This is a genomic window from Priestia koreensis (assembly GCF_022646885.1).
Taxonomy (GTDB): Bacteria; Bacillota; Bacilli; order Bacillales; family Bacillaceae_H; genus Bacillus_AG; species Bacillus_AG koreensis_A.
On sequence record NZ_CP061868.1, the window covers coordinates 2,674,414 to 2,695,780 of the forward strand.

A 21,367-nucleotide genomic window follows, 5' to 3' on the forward strand; every position below is an offset into this window, starting at 1 on the left:
CTCTCCTTTTTATCGTTTCGCAAACGTCTCAATCATTTCCCCGAACTGCTGTTGCTCTTCTAAAAATGGATAGTGATTGCTATGTTCGAAGACGTGCAGAGTGGATGATGTTATACGATGATGAATTTCTTCTGAAAAATGAAGCGGACACTGAGCATCATACCGCCCGCAATAGATAGTCGTAGGAACAGTAATTCCTGCAAGCTTCTCTGTTACGTCATACGTTGGCAAATCATGAAACGCATAGTAGTTTAATCGTGATTGAACGACTCCTCCACTACTGGGCTTTGCGAAATACGAATCCCGCCGTTCGACGTGAACAAGAGACATGTTGTTCCATTCTTTGTTGGCGCCCTTCTTAAAATATTCAAACTTGCCTCGTTTAGTATGTACTTCGCCTTTCTCCCACATAATCGTTCTCCTCCACTAAAAGGAATATATATCTTTGCACCAAAATATTTTAAGATAACGCTCTAATGAAGGAGGTTTTTCTCTCTTGATGACCATTCTGCTAGCAAATATGTTGCTCGGCTTATCCATTGCGCTCCCGGTTGGAACCGTCACAATTGAAATGACGAAACAGGGATTGAAAAATGGATTCATGCATGGCTGGGTAGTGGGTCTTGGTGGCATGACCGTTGATTTGCTGTTTATTATCCTTTTATATTCCGGCTTAGCGTCTGTATTATCTACTCCTGCTGTTCAGCTGGTAATGTGGTTTGTAGGGGCCATTTTCCTTCTTTACATAGGTTTTAGCAGCATGAAGGAAGCAGCGCATGATGTGAATTCTGACGGGAAACCGATCAAAAAGTCGCTCTTGTCCTCTTTTATAAGCGGCTTTCTTGTAGCCATCTCACCCGGCAATTTATTTTTTTGGCTCAGCGTGTTTGGAACCGTGCTGACCACTTCTTTTCAAAAAGCAGACTCGCTGCATTTTTTGTTTGCAGCAAGTGGTATTTTAGCAGGTATTCTTATTCATGATCTCGGACTAATGACGATTGTTGCTGGAACAAGGAAGGTACTCAAACCTGCTTATATGAAGTCGACCTCCGTTTTTGCTGGCATCCTTTTAATTGGATTCTCTCTTTACTTTTTTGGTCAATTCGTTCAGCAGCTCATTATCTACCTGTAGCTTCACCCCATCCAAACCGTCGCTTTTACCAATGCCAGGAAGATCGATAAGATGGGTCGTAAATCGCTTGTGTCGTTTTTCTGCAATCGGTGTTCCAATGGTTGCTGACCACCCGGTACCAGGTAGGAAAATAAGGGGTTGCTCCCCTTTTCCCACTTTCTGCACGTAGTGCGCCGTCAAATTACTTTCTCATCTTTAATTAATTTCCGAGCTTCGGTAATATCTTTCTTTAAATAAAGCGGGATGTCAGGATTTCGTAAAATCTCCTCTGTACTTTGCCACAGAATCGCATCTACTTCATCAACACTCTTCGTATAAGGAATACCAGATCGGCGTTCACAAAGAAAAACAACATTAATGACGGCTTCACCGCTGTCAGTCGTGAACGAGCTACTGTTTACATAGCGAAGGTTGTCAATTTCAATGCCGATTTCCTCATCAACCTCACGCTTTAGCGTTGCTTCAAGCGTTTTTTCTGCACGTGATTCCTGGTCTACCGTTCCACCTACTAATGCTAGCTGTCCTGCGGCATGCTCTTCTTGTTCACTTCGTTTAATCAGGAGCCACTTGTGATTTTCGTAAATGGCAGCCTGTACGTTTACAAAAAACATGTTCCTTCCCCCTTATAATGAAATGTCCTATTTCCATTTTAATGGAAAAGAAACTTTTGAGTAAGGAAAAAGTAGCAGGAAAAGAAAAAAATATATTTTTTTCCATTAATTGAATAAAAGCTGAATTTGCTTCAAATACTAGGTATAACAACTGAGGAGGTGAATACCTATGGCATTACAACGCAATCGCTCAAACGGTAACGACCTAGTCGTTCCAGGCGGAGCACACGCAGCAGCAATCGAACAAATGAAGTGGGAGATCGCTCAAGAGTTTGGCGTTCAATTAGGTCCAGATACAACTTCTCGCGCTAACGGTTCAGTTGGTGGAGAAATCACAAAACGCCTTATCAGAATGGCTGAGCAACAGCTTGGCGGCGGTACATTTCATTAATTTTTAACTCGTGCTAGGTATTCTGCTAGCAGAATTACCTAGGCATACATACTCAAAAAAAGAAGCTGAGTCGAACCGTTCTGGTTCGGCTCAGCTTCTTTTTTTATATGTCCTTCTTTACTCGCCATAATCCGCCTGAACCGCGGGTAAATCCACAGCGTTCATAAAACGCTTCGTGCTACGCGGAATAGGAGACCGTTACAATTTGCAATCCAAATCGTTCGGCTTCTTTTAATAATTCCGTAACAAGGGCAGCTCCGATTCCGCTATGTTGATATGCGGGGTGAACAATAATATCTTCCATATACCCGTGTTCTAGTCCCGTTCCGCACACATATCCAAACGCAATTAGCTGTTGATTAGCATCTCGCGCTCCGCCCCAAAAATTACAGCGCTCAAACAGAACTGGGTAGTCATCATCGCGTCTCCCCCATCCAACGCTTTCTCGTAAATGTGGTACTTCTAAATCTGATATAGGAAGGTTGATTAAAATCCTCTGGTTCATTCGTCGTTTCCTTTCTTACGGCGTATTCTGCATACTACTTCCACAGCATCCAGCTATATTCCTGTTCCTTCTATTAGTTGCGTAGACTAGAAAGAATGAATACCCTTCCCTTGTCAAATATGTAAATCCGACTATAATTAGAAGAATGGTTTGTTTTAAACCTCTCCTACACAGGAATCAAACAGCAAGCAGAAAGGGAGATTGAATACGATGAGCGTTTTAATTGGGATATCAGGAAGTATTATTGTTGACGAGGGAGGCCGCTTTCCTGGCTATAAGCGGGCGTATGTAAACAATGATTACATTGAATCAGCGGCATTAAGCGGCGGTGTACCCGTTATTTTACCCGTGTTAGAGAACGAAGACATGATTAAAGCACAGGCCGATCAGATTGATGGTCTAATTTTATCAGGTGGCCAAGACGTTAACCCTCTTTTATATGGCGAAGAACCAACGACTAAAACAGGCTCACCATTCTTGGCAAGAGATCGATCTGAGGAGCTTTTGCTAAAGCACGTCATCCAACAAAGAAAGCCTGTATTGGCGATTTGCCGCGGCTTACAAATTCTGAACGTGGCTTATGGTGGCACTCTTTATCAGGATTTATCAGATGTGGAAGGCTCATTTGTGAAACATGATCAATACAAAAACACAAGCGATCCCTCTCACTCCATTACGATTTTAGAAGAAAGCCATTTACATACTCTCTTTGGTTCTGAAACGCTGATTAACTCGTTTCATCATCAGGCGATCAAAGACGTAGCTCCTGGATTTATAGCTTCAGCATGGGCAAAGGACGGTGTCATTGAGGCCATTGAAAAGCAGGGAGAATCCTTTGTTGTGGGCGTACAGTGGCATCCTGAAATGATGGCAAAAGAGCATGAATCGATGCTTCATTTATTTAAACTCTTTATGAACCACGTCGAACAGGCAAAAAAAACGAGTCAAGCGCTTAGCTAATCGCGCTGGCTCGTTTTTTTCTTAAACAAGAAGCTTCTCTTGAACAGTTAGCCACTCCCTTTGTAGAAACGCTGTAAACGTTCGAATGTTGGTCTCGTCTGCTCGGATCTTTAAGTGAATAGCGGACGTCACAATGGGTTCATTCACTTTCTCAAGGATCGTAATAGTTTCCTCTCGCAGTTCATTTTTTAAAATATCCGCTCCTAAAATAGCATAGCCAACGTTGTTCAGTACCGCTTGTTTGATCATTTCGTCACTTCCACCAACTGTAATTATGGACTGTGGCTCTATTTTACGTGTTTGAAAGTAATGGTGGCTAATCGCGCTAAAGCTGCAATCATCATTATACGAGATGAACGGATACGAGCTTATGATATCAGCAAAACTTTTATTTTTTGCAATGTGTGACGAAGCGACTAAAAACGTAGGCTCTTCTTCAAGAAACGTTTGCTGAATATCTACTTCACCGCATTCACTGGCAATAATGGCAATATCGGCGACACGATCTCGAATGCTTTGCAGCGCATGAACGCTATTGAGAGGCAAAATGCTCACTTTGACATCAGGATGATCAGCGGCGAATTGCTTGACGAGTGGGTGTAAATACTGTCGGCAATAATATTCAGATGCAGCAATCGTCAAAACACCTGATGGGCCGCGGAGTGCTTCCATGTCACGTTCCATCTTGTCCATTAACGTAAATACTTGATCAACATGCTGCTTTAATCGCTCTCCGCTTGTCGTAAGCATCGTTTTTTTTCCTACTCGTGTCAAAAGCGTATGATTCAGCTCTTTTTCTAATGCTTGAATTTGAAGCGTAATGGTCGGCTGTGTATATTTTAATCGCTTGGCAGCTCTTGTGATATTTAATTCTTCTGCTACGATTTGAAACGTTTTTAAATGTCGAAGTTCCATGCGATCACCCCATTCTCTCATGATGAATATTCATACATTTATCCTTTTGAAATTTTTACTATCAAAAATTATAAAAAGTTCATATACAAGGATTTTAAGCTATTTTAACATGTCTTTTTAATCTATAAAATTTTTTAATTATTCATTTTTATTAGATGTATCGGTATATCTATAAATCTTTGCTTTTGCGTACATAATCCAACTCTTTCGTTACTTATTCGACCTTTTTCCCCTCTATTCCCCCTCCTTTTCATCATTTAGAAGTGAAAAGGACCATTTTGGTTATCTTTTCCTATAAGATTTCTTTATAGTTGGGGTTTGAGCGTTATTTGAAACTATAGTAATCTTTTCTCAACATAAAATGATCTCGCAGAAAAGAGGAATTGATATGATTGATTGGAACACGATTAACGAAGAAGGCTTATTAGCACCGACAATGGCAAAGGACTTTCCTAACCTTCCCGTTGTAAAAGCAGAAGGTTTCTTTTACATAGGAGCAGACGGGAAAAAATATTTGGACTTCACATCAGGCATTGCAACGGAAAACACAGGACATCGTCATCCTAAGGTAGTAGAGGCAATTAAAAAGCAAGTTGACGAGCTTTTGCATGGACCAATCGGCATTATTAACTATGAATCTATTTTGACCCTTGCTCGGAAACTGCAAGGAATCCTTCCCTCTCCTCTTGATTGCTTCTTTTTTGGCAACAGCGGAGCAGAAGCGATTGAGGGAGCGGTGAAGCTGGCACGTCATGTAACGAAGCGTTCCTACGTAGTGTCATTCATTGGCGGCTTTCACGGAAGAACAATGGGTGCTCTTAGCTTAACAACGTCAAAAAGCAAGTATCGTAAAAGCCTGCCTGTTGGAGCAGGCATGACGTATCAACTTCCGTATGCACAGGTTTCAGAAACACCACATGGAATGGATCATGACGTCTATTGGTCTCAGCACGTCGAAGAGGATTTTCAGCGTTTGTTTGATCATCAAGTTTCACCTGATGAGGTAGCTGCCGTTATTTTAGAGCCGGTTCTTGGTGAAGGTGGATATGTCATTCCACCAAAAGCATGGCTCGAAAAAATTCGTGAAATCTGTGATGAGCACGGGATACTATTAATCTTTGATGAGGTTCAAACCGGGTTCGGACGAACTGGGGACTGGTTTGCGGCAAATCGTTTTGGGGTTGTGCCAGATATTATGGCCATTGCGAAAGGTATCGCAAGCGGCCTTCCACTCAGTGCAACCGTCGCTTCAAAGGAATTGATGGAGCAATGGACCATTGGCAGTCACAGCACAACGTTTGGTGGAAATCCGGTCGCATGTGCGGCAGCTTGTGCAACGATTGATGTGTTAAAAGACGAAGGTCTAGTGGAAAATGCTCGAATTCAAGGTGACTATGCATTAACAAAATTACAGGCACTTCAAGAAAAACATACGGTCATTGGCAAAGTAAGAGGCATTGGACTTATGCTTGGAATTGAAATTATCCATCCTGAAACCGGAGAGCCAAACGGTGACGGGTTAATGAACATCCTTCATAAGTGCTTAGACAAGGGGCTTATTTTATACCTAAGTGGAAATAAAGGCGAAGTCATTCGCATGATGCCACCTCTTACGATTGATCGTGACCATCTGGAATGGGGAATTTCCCTTTTAGAAGAGGCGATTGTGGAATATGAGCGAGAGCTTCGCGTGGGGGTTATAAAATGAATACACTTGATACGATTGTCTTAGTGTTTTACTTTGCTCTTTTAATGATCATTGGCGTGATCGGCATAAAAAAAGCGAAATCGGAAAAAGATTTTTTACTTGCCGGAAGTCGGTTAGGTTATTTTCGACACGTTGGCTGCTTAGCGGCGGTAATTATTGGCGGCGCGGCAACGATGGGGTCTACGACTCTCGGATATGATTTTGGGATTTCTGGCTTTTGGTTTGTATCGATGATGGGATTAGGAATTGCTGGTTTAGGATTGTTTGTCGTTAATAAAATTGGCGGATACGATGTGTTTACCATCAGCCAGCTGCTTGGAAAGCGTTTTGGTGAAGGTACACAGCTTATTAGCGCTATTGTGACGGCCATTTATACGTTAATGATTGTTGTTACGCAGGTCATTGGGATGGGCAACGTCATTCACGTTCTACTCGGATGGTCTGTGACGTCTTCGATGTTCATCGGAGGAGGCATCGTGTTTTTCTATACGGTATTAGGCGGTATGTGGAGCATTACCTTAACCGATATTATTCAATTTATCGTCATGACGGTCGGTGTTTTCTTCATCATGCTCCCTTACAGCGTGGATCATGTTGGAGGGTTAACGGCTTTATTTGAGAAAGTGCCTGACACGCATCGAAGCCTTACAAACATCGGATGGGGACAGATTTTTCAATATTTCCTCTTGTATTTCTTCGGGTTAATTGTTTCACAGGACATTTGGCAACGTGTGTTTACCGCTAAAAGTCAAAAGGTTATGAAGCAGAGCGCGGTTTCCGCTGGTTTATATAGCGTATTTTATGCAGTGGCTCTTAGTATAGTTGGCATGTGTGCGCTCGTTTTACTACCGAATCTTGACAACTCACAGTCTGCTTTTACAAGTCTCGCACTCACGATTTTACCACCTGGTCTTCTTGGTCTTGTGCTTGCGAGCGTTTGTTCAGCGCTCATGTCTAATGCGTCAGGAGCGATCTTTGCTTCTGCAACGCTCATTACAAATGACATTATTAAAGTGTATATCAAAAAAGATATGGATGGTCGCTCCGTCATTAAGACGTCTCGTATCGTCACAATTGTACTTGGGCTACTCTCTGTTATCTTTTCATTATGGATTCAAAACATTCTCGTTGCGCTTGATATGGCGTATGCGATTCTATCAGGCGCCATTTTCGTACCGCTTGTCGTCGGGTTGTACTGGAAGCGCGTGACGAGTGAAGCAGCCTTTTATGCGATTATTAGCAGTACCCTCATTATTTTTGCTACGTTTGGTATATATGGCATTTCGTCTACGTGGCCAATTATCTATGGTCTAGTCACTGGCCTTGTCGTTTTAGTCGGCGTAACGGTTCTGACACCTGCTCGTAAAACAAAGATCTTTCAAACGAGAAGCACGCGTGAAACATACAGCTATAAAAAATAACATAAACCCGCATCTCGTTAAGGAGAGGTGCGGGTTTTGTTTATGTGATGAACGGGTTTTCCACTTTTAATCAAGTCTCTCATCTCTCTCATATAAGGATCAATATACGTAAAATAGGCCTTATACGAAGGACAAAGATAGTTGAGGTAGGGTTCATCTCCTTCAGTTTGAACAAATCGGTTCTTTGGGCACTCTCCGTGACAGGCAAAGCGTACCTCACATTCTTGACAGGCTGTCGGAAGCAGCGCTGACTTATTTTCTCCAAATCGTTGTTGTTTTGTTGACGATACCGCTTCTACTAATCCATGCTGAATGTTACCTAAATAGTGCTCTTTTTCAACGAAGTGATCACATGAATAAAGGTTTCCGTTATGTTCCATCACAACGGCGTTCCCACATGTTTCGGAAAAAATGCAAATAGGAGAGGCCATTCCCATCCAGGAAGCTAAGGCCCATTCAATGTTCATGACAAACCGTTTGCCAACATCATGTTTGATCCATTTGTTAAACACGTTGATTAAAAACTCTCCGTACATGTGAGGCTCCACCGACCAATCCGTTACGGACTCTCCTCCTACACGATCAACCACTGGAATAAACTGAACAAACTCAATGTCTTGTTCTTGTAGAAAGTGATAAATCTCTTTTGCTTGATAAGCAGATGTCTTCGTCACGCACGTTAAAATATTTACCTCTACCCCATGTTTTCTCAGTAGCCCGAGGGCGTTCATAACTTTCCTAAACGTGGGTTGTCCCCCGTGGTCAAGCCGATATTGATTATGAATATGCTCCGGTCCGTCAAGGCTCAGGCCTACGAGAAACTGATGTCTCGCTAAAAACGCACACCATTCGTCATTAAGAAGCGTGCCGTTTGTTTGTAAGGTGTTGACGATCTTTTTCCCGTTTGCATATTTTTTTTGAAGAGCGACTGCTCGCTCAAAAAAAGGAAGTCCAATTAACGTCGGCTCCCCTCCCTGCCAGGCGAACGTTACCTCGCCTGTAGGCTGTGAAGAAATGTATTGCTGGATATAGGATTCTAGTATGGAGTCAGACATTTTAAAAACGTGTCCGCTCGGATAATCGCTTTCTTTTTTCGTGTAATAACAATACTCGCAGTTCAAGTTACAAATGGGCCCCGTCGGTTTAACAAGCAGATGAAAGGGATGGATAAGCGTACCTCCTTTTATAAATAAAACACCGTCTCGTTTACTTGAACGCGAATACTCTGCGCTGGTGGTGTCTTTGAAAACGGCGCTTCCAAAATTTTGATCACGGCTTTTTCGATTTTTCCTGTAAACGGAAAGTGAGGAGTCGGGTAATGTTTGCTTACTGGAGTAAGACGATCCTGCCCCACGTCCATCCCTTCAACGGAAATCGTGAATGGCAGCGTTCGTGGCATAAAAAGCGTGCCCACCTCCTCGTCATTCACGTATAGCTTGCCTCGCCCCTTCATTAGAAGCTCGCGGCGAAACTCAAACGAAACAACAGACGCACCGACAGGAACAGGTTTGCTAGACTTTAGCTGATAGACGGTTCCAACGTAATCGTATTCATAAAACACGTAGTTATCCTTTATATAGATCGTGTAGCCGCTTGAGAAGTTACCGTGTGCGAGAAGAACTCCTTGATCTGCGCTTGTTGAACGGAAAATCGGAATCGTAATCGAGTATGAGGCTAGCGTAATTTTCGGTGCGGCAGCCGTTGGCAAATGAGCCATTCCTGGGTAAAACGTAAACATTGTTCGCCCTTCTTGAAGTCCCTCATACCCTTTTCGATATGGGTGATCATCAAGCGGTAGTACGTCATATTTCGTCGCCTGCTCCCACCAAAGCGCAATCAACTCCTTCAGTTTTTCAGGGTATGCTTTTGCGACATTGTATTTTTGTGAAAAATCACGCTCCACATGATAAAGCTCCCACTGATCTTGATCAAACGGCGTCCCGTCGGTATGATACGTGACGGCCACCCATCCCTCCTGCCAAATGGCACGATGTCCGAGCATTTCAAAATACTGCACGTGTCGATTAGATGGAACGGTTGGTTTCGTGAACGTATCGCGCATGCTGACACCGTGAAATGGCATCTGCAGCACGCCGTCCACCATCGGAGGTGCTTGGATACCTAAAAGATCTAAAACGGTTGGTGTAATGTCAATGGCATGGTAAAACTGTGATCGGACCGTTCCTGGGTCAGAAATAGCCGGAGGACACTGAATAATAAGGGGCACGTGTGTACCACCGTAGAACGTATCCTGCTTATAAAACTTAAACGGCGTGTTCGCTACCTGTGCCCACCCTTTCGGATAGTTCGCGCTACTAGAAGGCCCTCCAATTTCATCTATATGTGGCAGCATTTCCGCGACGCTCTCTTCTATCCCGTTAAAGTACGCCGTATCATTAATGGAGCCGTTCCAATTCCCTTCTTGACTTCCTCCATTATCTGAAATCAGCACGATCATCGTATTCTCAAGCTGGTTGTGATCGTTCAAAAATGTTAGTAAGCGTCCAATTTGCTCATCGGTATGAGTGAGAAAACCCGCGTATGTCTGCTGAAACTTCACAAACAGCTTCTTTTCATCGTCCGTCAGCGTATCCCACGCTTTAATACCAGGGTTACGATCGACAAGCTCCGTGTTTGGCGGTACAATTCCAAGTTTTTGCTGACGCGCGAACCGCTCCTTGCGTAGTTCATCCCAGCCTTTATCATAGATTCCGTCATAACGTTCAATGTATGGCTTTGGCACTTGATGTGGCTCATGCTGAGCGCCGAAGGCTAAATAAAGGAAAAACGGACGATTCGGGGTAACGGACAAGTGATCGGTTAAAAAATCGATGGAATGATCGACAAGATCCTCTGACAGGTGGTAGTTTTCTTCTTTCGGCTTTTCAACTCGGTGGTTATCATAGACTAAGTCTGGTGAGTATTGATCGGTCATTCCAAGTAAAAATCCGTAGTAGCGGTCAAAGCCTTTTGCAAGCGGCCAGTTGTCAAATGGGCCGCTTGAAGCCGACTCATGACCTGGGACGAGATGCCATTTTCCAGTCATATACGTAGCAAAGCCGTTTAATTGCAGAATTTGTGCAAGCGTAGCGGCAGCATCGGAGATTTTCCCCCGTTTATTTGGGTATTCTGGTCCCCAATCGATTTCCGTGATGACGCCGACTCCAACTGAATGACAGTTTCGCCCTGTTAGCAAACAAGCGCGCGTCGGTGAACAAAGAGGTGTTACGGTGAAGTTATTGTAGCGAAGCCCATTAGATGCAAGTGAATCGATATGTGGTGTTTTAATTTCTGATCCGTAGCATCCTAGCGCTGAATAGCCTACATCATCAAGCACAATGTAAATGACATTCATCTGTTTTTTCTCGCGTGAATGAGTCATGATGCACACCAGCTTTCCTTATATTCACAGTGATTCATTATAAGAAATATATTAGGAATTGAAGAGAATTATGAAGAGGCTTCCCCCTTTTGCAAAGGAAAGCCTCCCCTCATTCTATTAATTAGCATAGCCCATCAGGGATGTCTCAGCTACTACAATGACTTTATACTGAATTTCCGTGGCAAACAAAAAAAGACTCCCATAAAGGAGTCTCTTTTGTTTTATTATGCTTTGTTAACGTTAGCAGCTTGTGCTCCGCGTTGACCTTGCTCGATGTCAAAAGTAACTTTTTGACCTTCTTCTAATGATTTGAAACCTTCACCTTGGATAGCGCTGAAATGTACGAATACATCGTCTCCGCCTTCAACTTCGATGAAACCGAAACCTTTGTCTGCATTAAACCATTTTACTGTACCTTGTGTCATAATGTTTCCTCCTGCTGTGGAATAATCCACAAATGTATTACAAATCTTGCCCAAACATACTATTTCAAGATAAAACTTTTAACCAGTTTTTTCTTTTCTCAATATACCGAACAAAAATAAGTTAACTGTAGTGTAACATAGAGTAGAATTAATAGCAACTAGAGAAATGCTTTTGTTTTTTTCTTTAGTCATTTTTACTTGTCTGATCAAGCATTCATATCAATTTCTTCTACCTTATTTAAATAATGAACGATCTTCTCATAAAAAAGGCAGGCCCACTAGTCATAGATGAGCCTGCCCTCCTACCTTCTTTTTAAGTAAGCTGTTTTTCCCTTCTACTCCAATAAATGACGAGCAGAATGATAAACCACACTGGCGTAAGTAAAAGAGCCAGACGCGTTTCATTTGAGAACAGCATGATTACAAGAACACCGACAAAGAAAGCAAGCACCGCGTAGTTAATAAACGGTGTAAACGGAGCTTTAAACGTTGATTGTTGATGAAGCTCCGGACGCATTTTTTTATAGCGAATGTGACAAACAAGGATCACGCCCCATACCCAAATGAAGCAAATTGCACTAATAGTTGTGACGATACTGAAGGCTTGATCAGGAATCAGTTTACTTAATAACGCTCCTACCGATAAAACAATCGTCGATACGAGCAGCGCATTGCTCGGTACGTGATTTTTGTTTAATTTGCTAAACGATTTCGGGCCTTGATTATTTTTCCCTAAGTTGTAAAGAATGCGACTTGTTGAGAACAAACCGCTATTGCAGGCTGAAGCCGCTGACGTTAGCACCACAAAGTTAATGATCCCTGCAGCAAGCGGAATGCCTACGAGGCGGAACGTTTTGACAAACGGACTTTGACTCGCATCAAGACCTGTCCACGGATTAATGAATAGTAATACAACGAGTGAGCCGATATAGAAAAACAAAATTCGAAGCGGAATTTTATTGATCGCAGACGGAATGTTTTTTTCTGGACTAGACGTTTCAGATGCGGACACGCCTACTAGTTCGACCCCTACGTAAGCGAATACGACCATTTGAAAGGAAAGTAAAAAGCCTGAAATTCCGTTTGGCATGAGCCCACCGTGTGACCAAAGATTTTGAAGCGTTACCTGCCCTGCGCTCGTTTTAAAGCCCATGACAAGCAGAACAACCCCAAGCACGATTAGTGCAAGAATAGTTATAATTTTAATGAGTGCAAACCAAAATTCAAGCTCTCCAAACAGCTTTACTGTTAGGAGATTTAATCCTAATAACACGACTAATGCGATTAGAGCGGGAATCCACTGCGGGACATTAAACCAATATTTTACGTACACTCCAATGGCGATCACGTCTGCCATGGCCGTCATAATCCAGCAAAACCAGTACGTCCACCCGGTAACGAATGAAGCCCATGGGCCTAGGTATTCTTCGGCAATATCGGTTAAAGACTGATAGCCGGCTTTTGATAACAGCAGCTCTCCCAGCGCTCGCATAACGAAAAAGAGCGCGATTCCAACGATTAAATACGCAAAGATGATCGAGGGACCTGCCGTTTGAATCGCCTTACCGGATCCTAAAAACAATCCGGTTCCAATGGTACCCCCGATTGCAATCAGCTGAACGTGGCGATTGGATAGCTCCCTCTTTAATTCTTGTTGTGCCAAAATTATTTCCTCCTACTACTGCTTAAATTTCCGAATGTGAAATGATGAGCAAAAAATGGAGATGAATAAAAAAAGCGAGATTGGAATTGTCCAATCTCGCGGGCATTAAGAATAACAAATAAAGTTTGTCGTGCTAGCTTTTATAAGTACAACAAATAAATATTCGATACCTTTCTGTCCTTTTGCCTGAGATAATGAACCCTTCGGCGCCGCAAAACTAATGCGGTCTCTCCAGAAGCTGCTCCTGCTATAGGATGATCCATAGCAATCATAGCCTTCTAAACTATACATTTTTTTGTAAAACGTTTTTTGATGTTCGGATAGTTTGTTATTCTAATAGTAACAGATAATTTTGTCAATAAGCATGCTTTTACCCCAATCCAATTTTTTAGAAAGAAGGGATGAAAAATCGACGTGCTAAAAAAAATAGGAAAGCATCTGCTCGGGTTTGTTGCATTTATTGTACTTAGTTCGCTAAGCACAGATCAAGCTACTCAATTATATGATATATACAAACACCAAAAGGATGAAAAGACAACGGTGGTTGTCCAAGAAAAAGTAGTGTTCCGTGATTTGTTTAACAAGAATACGTATTTTGCGGTACTAAAGGCTGGAGCTGAAGAAAAGCTGACGTTCGATAGCAATGAAGATGCGCTTACTGAAGTTCCAAAGGACGTATTTCAACACGTAAACAAAGGCGATGAGATTAAAGGAAACAAAACGGTTTCCATATTTAGCGATGAAGATGCGAAAAGTTTGATCTATGAACACCTCATTTTTCTCGGTATTTTTCTCGTCTACCCCCTGTTTTATGTGTTTTATCAGCTACTTCGTATTCCTGCCTTTAATGAGTGGGCGACAAAGCATGATCGGTGGGTGCTTAGAATTTTCGCCACTATTTTGATTGCGATCGCATCCGTACTATTTGCCATTGGGTATGTATCGCTTGGGAAATCACTTGTTCATACATTTAGTGCTCACAGCGGAAATCAACAAGCCACTGAAGCGACCATTGTGGATCGCTATGAGGACGTCGGCAGAAGAAAATATGAAACCGACTACTATTACTTGGCGCTTTCCTTTACAGATGAAAATGGTACTCCTGTCTATCTCACCAAAGAAGTAACGCCTAACATCTATCACAATCATCAAGACCATGTTACGGTTCATTATCCAAAAGGCTCTCCTTACAGCATACACATCGAAGACAACTTCAGCATTTCAAACTTGTTTTTTTACATTAGAAAGCTCGAAATTTATGGAATTATGGTGTTGATCACGCTTCTGTTGCTGATTTTCGGTGGCATTCGACTGAAAAAAAGATTTACAGCTTCTGCTTGAACGGTAGTAAAAAGGAAAAATCCTTTTTACCACACCTATCAGTTGTGCTTTTTCCCAATAAGGACTACTATGTAAGATGGTGCTAATTTATGTAAAGCAGGCTCTTATGATTATAGTGGTCTGAAACAATCCTTTTACCTAATAAATACATAGAGAATGACATCTAGAGAGGGGGATTTTTCTGGATGGGAAATTGGATTTTAAACATTAGCTTAACGTTTGGATTAATGATTATTTTATTGATCGATTATAAAAAAGATCAAACTGAGATGGAGTGGCGAAAATTCCTTCCAATGGGAATTGGACTAATCGTCATTTTAGGGATTTGTTTTCTAAACGGTTCGGCATTTTGGGATTGGGTTCTGCAGTCCTTTTTAAATAACTCGCATATTTGGAATTTAAATGCGCTCTTTAATTCGATTCCGTTCAATGACGGAGCGATTTTCCGACTGTATCAGCCAGAGGCTCTTACCATTTTTATGAGATGGATCTACCATTACGGTTTTGTATTAAGCTGGGCAGCCGCAGTTACGCGCAGCTTCTTCACAAAAAATGTAGGGAAAATGGTGCGCTATACGCTATCAAGTCACCTACTTCAGCTTCCGATTATCACACCCTTTTACGTTATGTTTTTATTGCAGGAAGTTTGGTACGTAAAAGGTCATCCAGATGGCATGGCAAGAGGTCTTACGGGTGATGATCTGCTAACGACGGTGCAAAACTGCTTCCCAAGCATGCATACATCCGTTTCCTTTGCAATCTTGCTTCTTGCCCTTCGTGAAAAGGGACCGATTTTTAAATGGACGATGGTGTCTTACTGTACGCTCGTCATCTTCTCCACGCTTTACCTTGAAATTCATTGGATTATTGACCTACTAGGCGGCTTATTGCTCGGTTACGGAACGGTCAAACTCGTTGACTGGATTTTCGTTCTTTACGCCAAACGCAAGCATTCACGTTCAAATGTTAAGACGAAAGCAGTGTTAAGTGAAAGATCATAGGGTAATTCCTATGATCTTTTTTGTATGATTCAATTAAGCCTATATTGATTTCTAGAATCCAAGCTACTAATCGTGGTGATTCAAAATTAAACATGCTCTATAAGTATGGCAGAAGCCCATTTCATTACAGAGCATGTTAGTCATTGTTTTATTCTAAACGTAACCAATTCAGCAAATAATATTAATTATCTGTTATAACTCTACTATAAATATTACCGATTTCTCTATGGCGTTTACTGATTCAATATTTTCTCGATTCTTGCTAAGTCTTGTACAGACAATGTTAATGTATCTGCGATCGCATTATCTTTTACTTGATCAGCTCGTTTTCCACCTGGTATAACTGTATCAATTCCGTCTTGAGCCAATAACCATGCTAAAGCCAAATGTGACAAGCCTGCGTTTTTAGCATGGGCCATTTCTTTTAATTGCTCCACCTTATGTAGAACATCTTTAAATGTTTCTGGCTGGAATAACGCTTCATCTTTTCTCCAATCTCCTTCTTGTAAATTTAAAGACGGCGTGTATTTCCCACCTAAGATCCCAAAAGCTAAAGGCCCATAAGGAACGAATGAAATATTATGCGCTCGAGTATAAGGCAATAGATCTTTCTCAGCAGATCGATCGAGCATATTATAAGGTGATTGAATAACATCAACTTCTTCGTGTTCATTGGCTTCTGTTAACTGCTCCAAGTTAACATTTGAAACACCAATAGCTCCAATCTTTCCTTCTTTTTTTAATTTTGACAGTTCGCCAATCGCCTCAACTAGAGGCGTTTCATTATCAGGATAATGTAAATAATATAAATCAATATAATCCGTTTCTAAACGTTTCAAACTATTTTCTACCGCTTTGCGTAGATACTCTGGACGATTGTTAATTCTAGTCGTATTGTCAGCTAACTTTTCTACAGCTCCTTTAGTAGCAAGTTGAAGTTCAGAACGCTTTCCTTTTATAACTTGACCAACTAGCTCTTCAGATCTTCCAAATCCATAGACGTCTGCCGTATCAACAAAAGTAATTCCAATATTTAAGGCTTCTCTCACCATTTCTTTTCCTTGTTCTTCATCCAAATTATTGAATAAATTGTGACCCCCAACTGCATTTGTTCCAAGTCCTATTTGGGTAACTTCTAATTGAGCTTTCTTTAAAGTAACTTTTTTCATTTTTTTCCTCCAAGTTTTTATTCGTTTGTTCTAGTGTTCTAATTTCATCGAACTTTTAGGATCATATCACAGTATGTTTTTCATGACAACAAAAAAAGTTCTAGTTTAACTAGAACTTTTTAGTAAAACTCGGAGTTGATTGACAATATGGTCTCCATCAACCCCGGAAATCTATTGTTTAAATCCTCCATTCTAATCGAATAAAAATGTTGAGAACCGTCTACACGTACTTTAATTATTCCAGCTTCTCTCAGCGTTTTTATGTGGTGAGAAACAGTAGACTTCGCAATATTAAATTCATAAGAATAGTACGTGCATACTTCTTCCCCTTTGCTTGCGATGCTTCTTACGATACGCAATCGATTAGGCTCGCTTAAGGCGTGAAAAATTTTTGATAACTGAAAACTCTCTACTGATGGATGATTAGGTATTCTCATGTGTATCATTATATATTAGAGGCAAAGTCAATGTCTAGGAAACGGTGCCTCGTGATGATTAAGAAAGGTAAGTCCACTTATTTATAGAACTGTATCAAACCGTTAACGTTGCGACATGAGGATTTGATCAAAAATGTTTATAGAAGAATGATTTGCACTTGAGTTAGTAGTTATAGGTGCTCTCTCAACTTCACCATATTATACCAAGTTACCCCACCGTGCGCTGAATCGGATACGCCGTGGTTGTGAAAGCCGCATTTCTCATAAAAAGGGACCAACTCTTTTTTACACGTCAACGTGATGCCTTCTCGTTTATTTTCTTGCACAAGCTCGTCCACTTTATGTAGTAAAACCTTTGCTACTCCTTGATTTCTAGCGCTTTTTGAAACGGCTAATCCTAAGATGCTTTGATATCCTCCGCTCTTCGGGTTTTTCTGTATTTTTTCAAACAGATCATCGGTGATATATGGTTTATGAATGATGGGACCATTAATATAGCCAAGAATGATATCATCCTGTTCGGCTACAAGGAAGGTATCCCCTATAAACTGAATTCTTTCTGTCATCGCTTCTTTTGTTGCCGCCTCTTCTGGTGTGAACCCCTCCTGTTCAATGATCATCAGCTGTTCTAAATCTGTTGGTCTCACGTTTCGTAAAATCATTTTTTGTCTCCTCTCTTTTTCTTGAATAATAGTACCCGGCAAATGAAAACAGTCATAGGATTATTCCTATGACCTGTCTAGTAAGCCCGCTCTTTCCCTAGCTTTTGTTCCTTCCACATCAACGTAATCACAAACCCCATTGCCATGATGACGGAGGCAAAAAGGTACGGATAGTTTAAGTTTACATCAAACAAAATACCGCCGATCGCAGGTCCGATAATGTTCCCGAGACTTGTGTATGTCGAATTCATTCCGGCTATAAACCCTTGCTCCTCCCCTGCTGATTTGGATAAAAAGGACGTAAGTGCAGGTCGGAGTAAATCGAAAGCTAAGAAAATCACGCACGTAATCGCTAGAATGACGAAAAATCCTGAGAAAATCGTTGACGCAACGGCGAGTACGACGCCAATAAGGAGGCAGAGTTGAATGAGCTTCTTCTCCCCCATTTTTTCGACCATTTTTCCGAAAAGAAAGACCTGAAAAATAACGCCGAAAATAGAGCTTACCGTAATAATGATCGCAATGTCTCGCGGTGTGAAGCCAAACTTGCGATTTGAAAACAAGCTAAAGACGGTTTCATAAGATGAAAGCCCGAGCGCTAAAACAAACACAATCACAAAGGCAATGAAATACAGTGGCTTAAAGGATCGTTTAAAGTCACTGAAGAAGTTCGTTTCTTTTCCCTTTGAGATGCTTGCTTTCATCTGTTCTTTTGTGAGCGTTTCTTTTAGCATAAAGATAGAGGAAATACAGGCTAAAAAGGCAATTCCTCCTGCAAAAAAGAACGGTGTACGAATGCCATATTCCGCAATAAATCCGCCAATACCAGGTCCAATAATGAATCCTGTACTAATGGCAGCTGAAATGTAGCCCATTGCCGTTGGGCGTTCCTGTGGAGACGTAATGTCTGCGACGTATGCCGTCACACCAGGCATAATAAAAGCAGCGCTAAAACCGCCAAGTATGCGAGAAATATAAAGCATCCAGACGTGTGTTCCAATCCCAAAAATAATCTCTGACACGCCAAACAAGAAAAGACCAATAATAATCATTTTTTTACGACCATAACGGTCTACCCACCGCCCTGATGCGGGTGACATAACGAGCTGTGCGAACGCGAATGCCGCAACGAGATATCCCATCGTTTGTCCTGATAGATGCATCATATTCATAAATGAAGGCATAACGGGAATGATGAGTCCAATGCCGAGAAAGGCAATAAAAATGTTACTTAAAAGAATGAGTACGACTGCTTTTTGTTCTTTTAATCGTTTGTGCATCATGAAGCACCTCCATTCATTCTGCTGTTCGTGGTGAAATTCCTCTCCAAAATACGCTCCAAGAGGCCTTTAGCTTATCTCGTAGACGCTGCTCATCGTTCACATAGACAAGCTCGAGTAAAATGGAGTCGACTACGCCGAAAAATGCGAGCGTTGGCGTTTTTGCGTGATCTGCCACGATCTCGCCTACTTCAAGCCACGCCTGAAACTTTTCGGTTAGAACCGCCTCCACCTTTCGTTCTAAATCAATTACCTCGTCTTGAATCGCTCCTTCAAGGTGTGCCGGTGGAAAAAACGACATGCGAAGCCAAAATTTCAGCTGCTCATTTTGTTGAAATAAATCCACGACGAGTTTTAAAAATCCAGATAGATGATCATAGGGATTTTGGTCATCGACCGTACTGAAATAATGAAGCTTTGTTGATAGCTCTGTTTCCTTTGCATCGCGAAGCACGTGTAAGAAAAGATCGTCCTTCCCTTTGAAATGAGAATAAATCGACTGCTTTTTCATCCCCACTTCTTCTGCTATTTGTGAAAGAGACGCCCCCTCATAGCCGTGAATCGTAAAGTACTTTAGGGCCGCCTCTTTAATTTCGTTGCTTTTCACATTTATCACCTCACAAATTAACGAACGTTCGTCAGTTATATTACCAAATAAATCAAATAAGAGCAAGTAACTAGAGTATGGATCATTCTTCCTTTTACTATGAATAGAAAAATCCCCCATTAACAGAGGTGTAATGGAGGATGATGGTTCATTTATATCGTGTTAGCAAAAAGATCGTTCCTGCTAAGGTTAAGACGGAAATGAGCTTACTCATTAAGAGAAGATAGCTTGTGATGTGTTTATTTAAGGTGAGATGAGGCAGCTCAATGAGGGCAATGACAATCAGAAAGTTAAACGCCAATATGGAGTATGCGTTTTGATAGGCTTTTCTTAATATAGGAGCATTTCGTTCGTCCTGGGTGTACGTGATAACTACATATGCCGTAACTAAAAGCGTGATATAGGTTAATCCGACAACAGCCAATTCCATTACCAAGACGCTTCCCTCCTTTTACTGGATTTGGTTGATCCGCATCACCTTGCCGAAAGTGGCAAAGCGATGCGGCTACTTTTTAATCCATATGGTGGGACTGATGATTCATAGGCTTTGTTTTTCGTTCTTTTTTTGTTTCCCATTTGAACCATTTGTTGAGCTGTACGTACACATTTTTTGAGTTTTTCGTTAACAATGGCCCAATAATCGCGAGCATAAGCACATATACGGCGGTAAACGGTTTGAGGATTGGCATAAGTCCACCCATCAATCCAAGATTAGCAACGATAATGGAAAATTCCCCTCTAGAAACGATCGTTAAGCCGATATTTGAAGCGGCCTTGTGTGATAATCCAGCCTTTCTTCCGGCGATCATTCCCGCTATAAAGTTACTAAGGATGGTGAGGATCACAGCACCAACGGCTAGCCAAATGGCACCTCCTAAACTCAGCGGATCAATGCTGAGTCCAAAGCTAAAGAAAAACAGGGCGCCAAAGAAATCCCGAAATGGAATGACTAAGTGCTCAATGCGCTTTCGATGCTCCGTTTCAGAGAACACAAGCCCTAATAACAATGCACCGATTGCTTCTGCCACGTGCAATTTCTCTGAAAATCCAGCCACTAAAAATAGCGCAGCAAAGATGACGAGAATAAATATTTCATTTGATTTGATATTTAATAATTTGTTGAGGATGGGTGCTCCTTTTCGTGCGATAATGAAGAACAGAAGCATGTAACCTAATGAAATGAGAACGGCGGTGATCGTACCTAAAATGGTCGTTGAACCACCTAGTAACAGCCCCGACATGACGGAGAGGAATAGCGCTAAAAAGATATCATCAAACAGAATAATCCCTAAAATTAATTCTGTTTCGGAATTTGCCGTTCGTTTTAAATCAACTAATACTTTGGCGACAATTGCACTAGACGATACGCTTAAAAGTCCGGCAATAATGAGCGTTTCCATCGTAGGAAATCCGACAAGATAGCCGTATAGAAGGCCTAACACAAAGTTCAGTGAAACATAAATGGAGCCGCCAACGACAATTGATTTTCCGGAGCGAATCAATTTTCCGACTGAAAACTCGAGTCCAAGGTAAAAGAGTAAGAATAGAACCCCTACCCGACCGAAAAACTCAATAATTTCGGTGCTTTTAATAAAGGTTAAATCAATAATGCCAATTTTGGGGGCATGAGGACCAACGGCCATCCCGACTAGGATGAGAAAGGGGATAATGGAGAATTTTAATTTTCCAGCAAGAACTGCTGTAAGGGCAATTAATACGAGCGCCACGCCAACTTCAAAAACGAGATGATTTGTCAT

23 protein-coding genes and 1 riboswitch are annotated in these 21,367 nt (G+C 41.6%); of the genes, 7 read left to right on the plus strand and 16 right to left on the minus strand.

Annotated elements, in window-relative coordinates:
* Positions 1 to 9 precede the first annotated feature (9 nt).
* Positions 10 to 411: an alpha/beta fold hydrolase gene (locus tag IE339_RS13945; RefSeq protein WP_242168425.1), complete on the minus strand. Its 402-nt coding sequence runs from the start codon at positions 409 to 411 to the stop codon at positions 10 to 12.
* Positions 412 to 499: 88 nt separating this feature from the next.
* Here IE339_RS13945 and IE339_RS13950 point away from each other — a divergent pair, with 88 nt between their 5' ends.
* The gene (locus IE339_RS13950; RefSeq protein ID WP_242176202.1) at positions 500 to 1,132 is read left to right on the plus strand and encodes a LysE family translocator; all 633 of its coding nucleotides are present in this window, start codon (positions 500 to 502) and stop codon (positions 1,130 to 1,132) included.
* Here the strand turns inward: IE339_RS13950 and IE339_RS13955 are convergent.
* Positions 1,070 to 1,312 (minus strand): alpha/beta hydrolase family protein, encoded by a 243-nt coding sequence (locus IE339_RS13955; protein WP_242168426.1) that lies wholly within the window; start codon positions 1,310 to 1,312, stop codon positions 1,070 to 1,072. The two genes, IE339_RS13950 and IE339_RS13955, sit on opposite strands and share 63 nt — an antisense overlap.
* Positions 1,309 to 1,743 carry an NUDIX domain-containing protein gene (locus tag IE339_RS13960; protein ID WP_242168427.1) on the minus strand — a complete coding sequence of 145 codons (435 nt, stop codon included), beginning with the start codon at positions 1,741 to 1,743 and terminating at the stop codon, positions 1,309 to 1,311. The genes IE339_RS13955 and IE339_RS13960 overlap by 4 nt, the downstream gene beginning before the upstream one ends.
* 169 nt (positions 1,744 to 1,912) lie before the next feature.
* Between IE339_RS13960 and IE339_RS13965 the strand changes: the two genes are divergently transcribed.
* Positions 1,913 to 2,134, plus strand: a complete 222-nt coding sequence (locus IE339_RS13965) for an alpha/beta-type small acid-soluble spore protein (protein ID WP_053401107.1) — start codon at positions 1,913 to 1,915, stop codon at positions 2,132 to 2,134.
* Between the two features lie 178 nt (positions 2,135 to 2,312).
* On the opposite strand, the gene IE339_RS13970 is transcribed toward IE339_RS13965, so the two are convergent.
* Positions 2,313 to 2,639, minus strand: a complete 327-nt coding sequence (locus IE339_RS13970) for a GNAT family N-acetyltransferase (RefSeq protein WP_347342713.1) — start codon at positions 2,637 to 2,639, stop codon at positions 2,313 to 2,315.
* Between the two features lie 210 nt (positions 2,640 to 2,849).
* Between IE339_RS13970 and IE339_RS13975 the strand changes: the two genes are divergently transcribed.
* A complete protein-coding gene (locus IE339_RS13975; protein WP_242168428.1) occupies positions 2,850 to 3,599 on the plus strand; it encodes a gamma-glutamyl-gamma-aminobutyrate hydrolase family protein in 750 nt (249 codons plus the stop codon).
* A 21-nt stretch (positions 3,600 to 3,620) separates the two neighbouring features.
* Here the strand turns inward: IE339_RS13975 and IE339_RS13980 are convergent, their stop codons facing one another.
* Positions 3,621 to 4,514 (minus strand): LysR family transcriptional regulator, encoded by an 894-nt coding sequence (locus IE339_RS13980; protein ID WP_242168429.1) that lies wholly within the window; start codon positions 4,512 to 4,514, stop codon positions 3,621 to 3,623.
* Positions 4,515 to 4,902: 388 nt separating this feature from the next.
* Between IE339_RS13980 and IE339_RS13985 the strand changes: the two genes are divergently transcribed.
* Complete coding sequence (locus IE339_RS13985) at positions 4,903 to 6,222, plus strand: aspartate aminotransferase family protein (protein WP_242168430.1); 1,320 nt, start codon at positions 4,903 to 4,905, stop codon at positions 6,220 to 6,222.
* On the plus strand, positions 6,219 to 7,643 hold the full coding sequence (locus IE339_RS13990) for a sodium:solute symporter family protein (protein WP_242168431.1): 1,425 nt from the start codon (positions 6,219 to 6,221) through the stop codon (positions 7,641 to 7,643). Before IE339_RS13985 ends, IE339_RS13990 begins: the two co-directional genes overlap by 4 nt.
* 17 nt (positions 7,644 to 7,660) lie before the next feature.
* Here IE339_RS13990 and IE339_RS13995 read toward each other — a convergent pair whose 3' ends face one another.
* From IE339_RS13995 to IE339_RS14010, 4 genes are all read right to left on the minus strand, one after another.
* Positions 7,661 to 8,830, minus strand: a complete 1,170-nt coding sequence (locus IE339_RS13995) for an anaerobic sulfatase maturase (RefSeq protein ID WP_347342727.1) — start codon at positions 8,828 to 8,830, stop codon at positions 7,661 to 7,663.
* Positions 8,827 to 11,025: an arylsulfatase gene (locus IE339_RS14000; protein ID WP_242168433.1), complete on the minus strand. Its 2,199-nt coding sequence runs from the start codon at positions 11,023 to 11,025 to the stop codon at positions 8,827 to 8,829. Before IE339_RS14000 ends, IE339_RS13995 begins: the two co-directional genes overlap by 4 nt.
* Before the next feature lie 224 nt (positions 11,026 to 11,249).
* The gene (locus IE339_RS14005; protein ID WP_053401112.1) at positions 11,250 to 11,450 is read right to left on the minus strand and encodes a cold-shock protein; all 201 of its coding nucleotides are present in this window, start codon (positions 11,448 to 11,450) and stop codon (positions 11,250 to 11,252) included.
* Between the two features lie 313 nt (positions 11,451 to 11,763).
* On the minus strand, positions 11,764 to 13,113 hold the full coding sequence (locus IE339_RS14010) for an amino acid permease (protein WP_242168434.1): 1,350 nt from the start codon (positions 13,111 to 13,113) through the stop codon (positions 11,764 to 11,766).
* A 164-nt stretch (positions 13,114 to 13,277) separates the two neighbouring features.
* Positions 13,278 to 13,358, minus strand: a riboswitch (glycine riboswitch).
* Between the two features lie 169 nt (positions 13,359 to 13,527).
* On the opposite strand from IE339_RS14010, the gene IE339_RS14015 reads away from it, so the two are divergent.
* Both IE339_RS14015 and IE339_RS14020 read left to right on the plus strand, forming a co-directional pair.
* Positions 13,528 to 14,454 carry a hypothetical protein gene (locus tag IE339_RS14015; protein ID WP_242168435.1) on the plus strand — a complete coding sequence of 309 codons (927 nt, stop codon included), beginning with the start codon at positions 13,528 to 13,530 and terminating at the stop codon, positions 14,452 to 14,454.
* 185 nt (positions 14,455 to 14,639) lie between these two features.
* Positions 14,640 to 15,455: a phosphatase PAP2 family protein gene (locus IE339_RS14020; protein WP_242168436.1), complete on the plus strand. Its 816-nt coding sequence runs from the start codon at positions 14,640 to 14,642 to the stop codon at positions 15,453 to 15,455.
* Positions 15,456 to 15,688: 233 nt separating this feature from the next.
* On the opposite strand, the gene IE339_RS14025 is transcribed toward IE339_RS14020, so the two are convergent.
* The 7 genes from IE339_RS14025 to IE339_RS14055 form a co-directional block, all read right to left on the minus strand.
* Complete coding sequence (locus IE339_RS14025) at positions 15,689 to 16,624, minus strand: aldo/keto reductase (protein WP_242168437.1); 936 nt, start codon at positions 16,622 to 16,624, stop codon at positions 15,689 to 15,691.
* 119 nt (positions 16,625 to 16,743) lie between these two features.
* Positions 16,744 to 17,070: an ArsR/SmtB family transcription factor gene (locus IE339_RS14030; protein WP_336883456.1), complete on the minus strand. Its 327-nt coding sequence runs from the start codon at positions 17,068 to 17,070 to the stop codon at positions 16,744 to 16,746.
* A gap of 161 nt (positions 17,071 to 17,231) precedes the next feature.
* A complete protein-coding gene (locus tag IE339_RS14035; RefSeq protein ID WP_242168440.1) occupies positions 17,232 to 17,723 on the minus strand; it encodes a GNAT family N-acetyltransferase in 492 nt (163 codons plus the stop codon).
* 77 nt (positions 17,724 to 17,800) lie between these two features.
* Positions 17,801 to 19,003 (minus strand): MFS transporter, encoded by a 1,203-nt coding sequence (locus IE339_RS14040; RefSeq protein ID WP_242176203.1) that lies wholly within the window; start codon positions 19,001 to 19,003, stop codon positions 17,801 to 17,803.
* 16 nt (positions 19,004 to 19,019) lie between these two features.
* On the minus strand, positions 19,020 to 19,610 hold the full coding sequence (locus IE339_RS14045) for a TetR/AcrR family transcriptional regulator (RefSeq protein WP_242168442.1): 591 nt from the start codon (positions 19,608 to 19,610) through the stop codon (positions 19,020 to 19,022).
* Positions 19,611 to 19,758: 148 nt separating this feature from the next.
* On the minus strand, positions 19,759 to 20,046 hold the full coding sequence (locus tag IE339_RS14050; protein WP_242168444.1) for a hypothetical protein: 288 nt from the start codon (positions 20,044 to 20,046) through the stop codon (positions 19,759 to 19,761).
* A gap of 76 nt (positions 20,047 to 20,122) precedes the next feature.
* Positions 20,123 to 21,367, minus strand: coding sequence for a cation:proton antiporter (locus tag IE339_RS14055; RefSeq protein WP_053401122.1), 1,245 nt, complete (start codon positions 21,365 to 21,367; stop codon positions 20,123 to 20,125).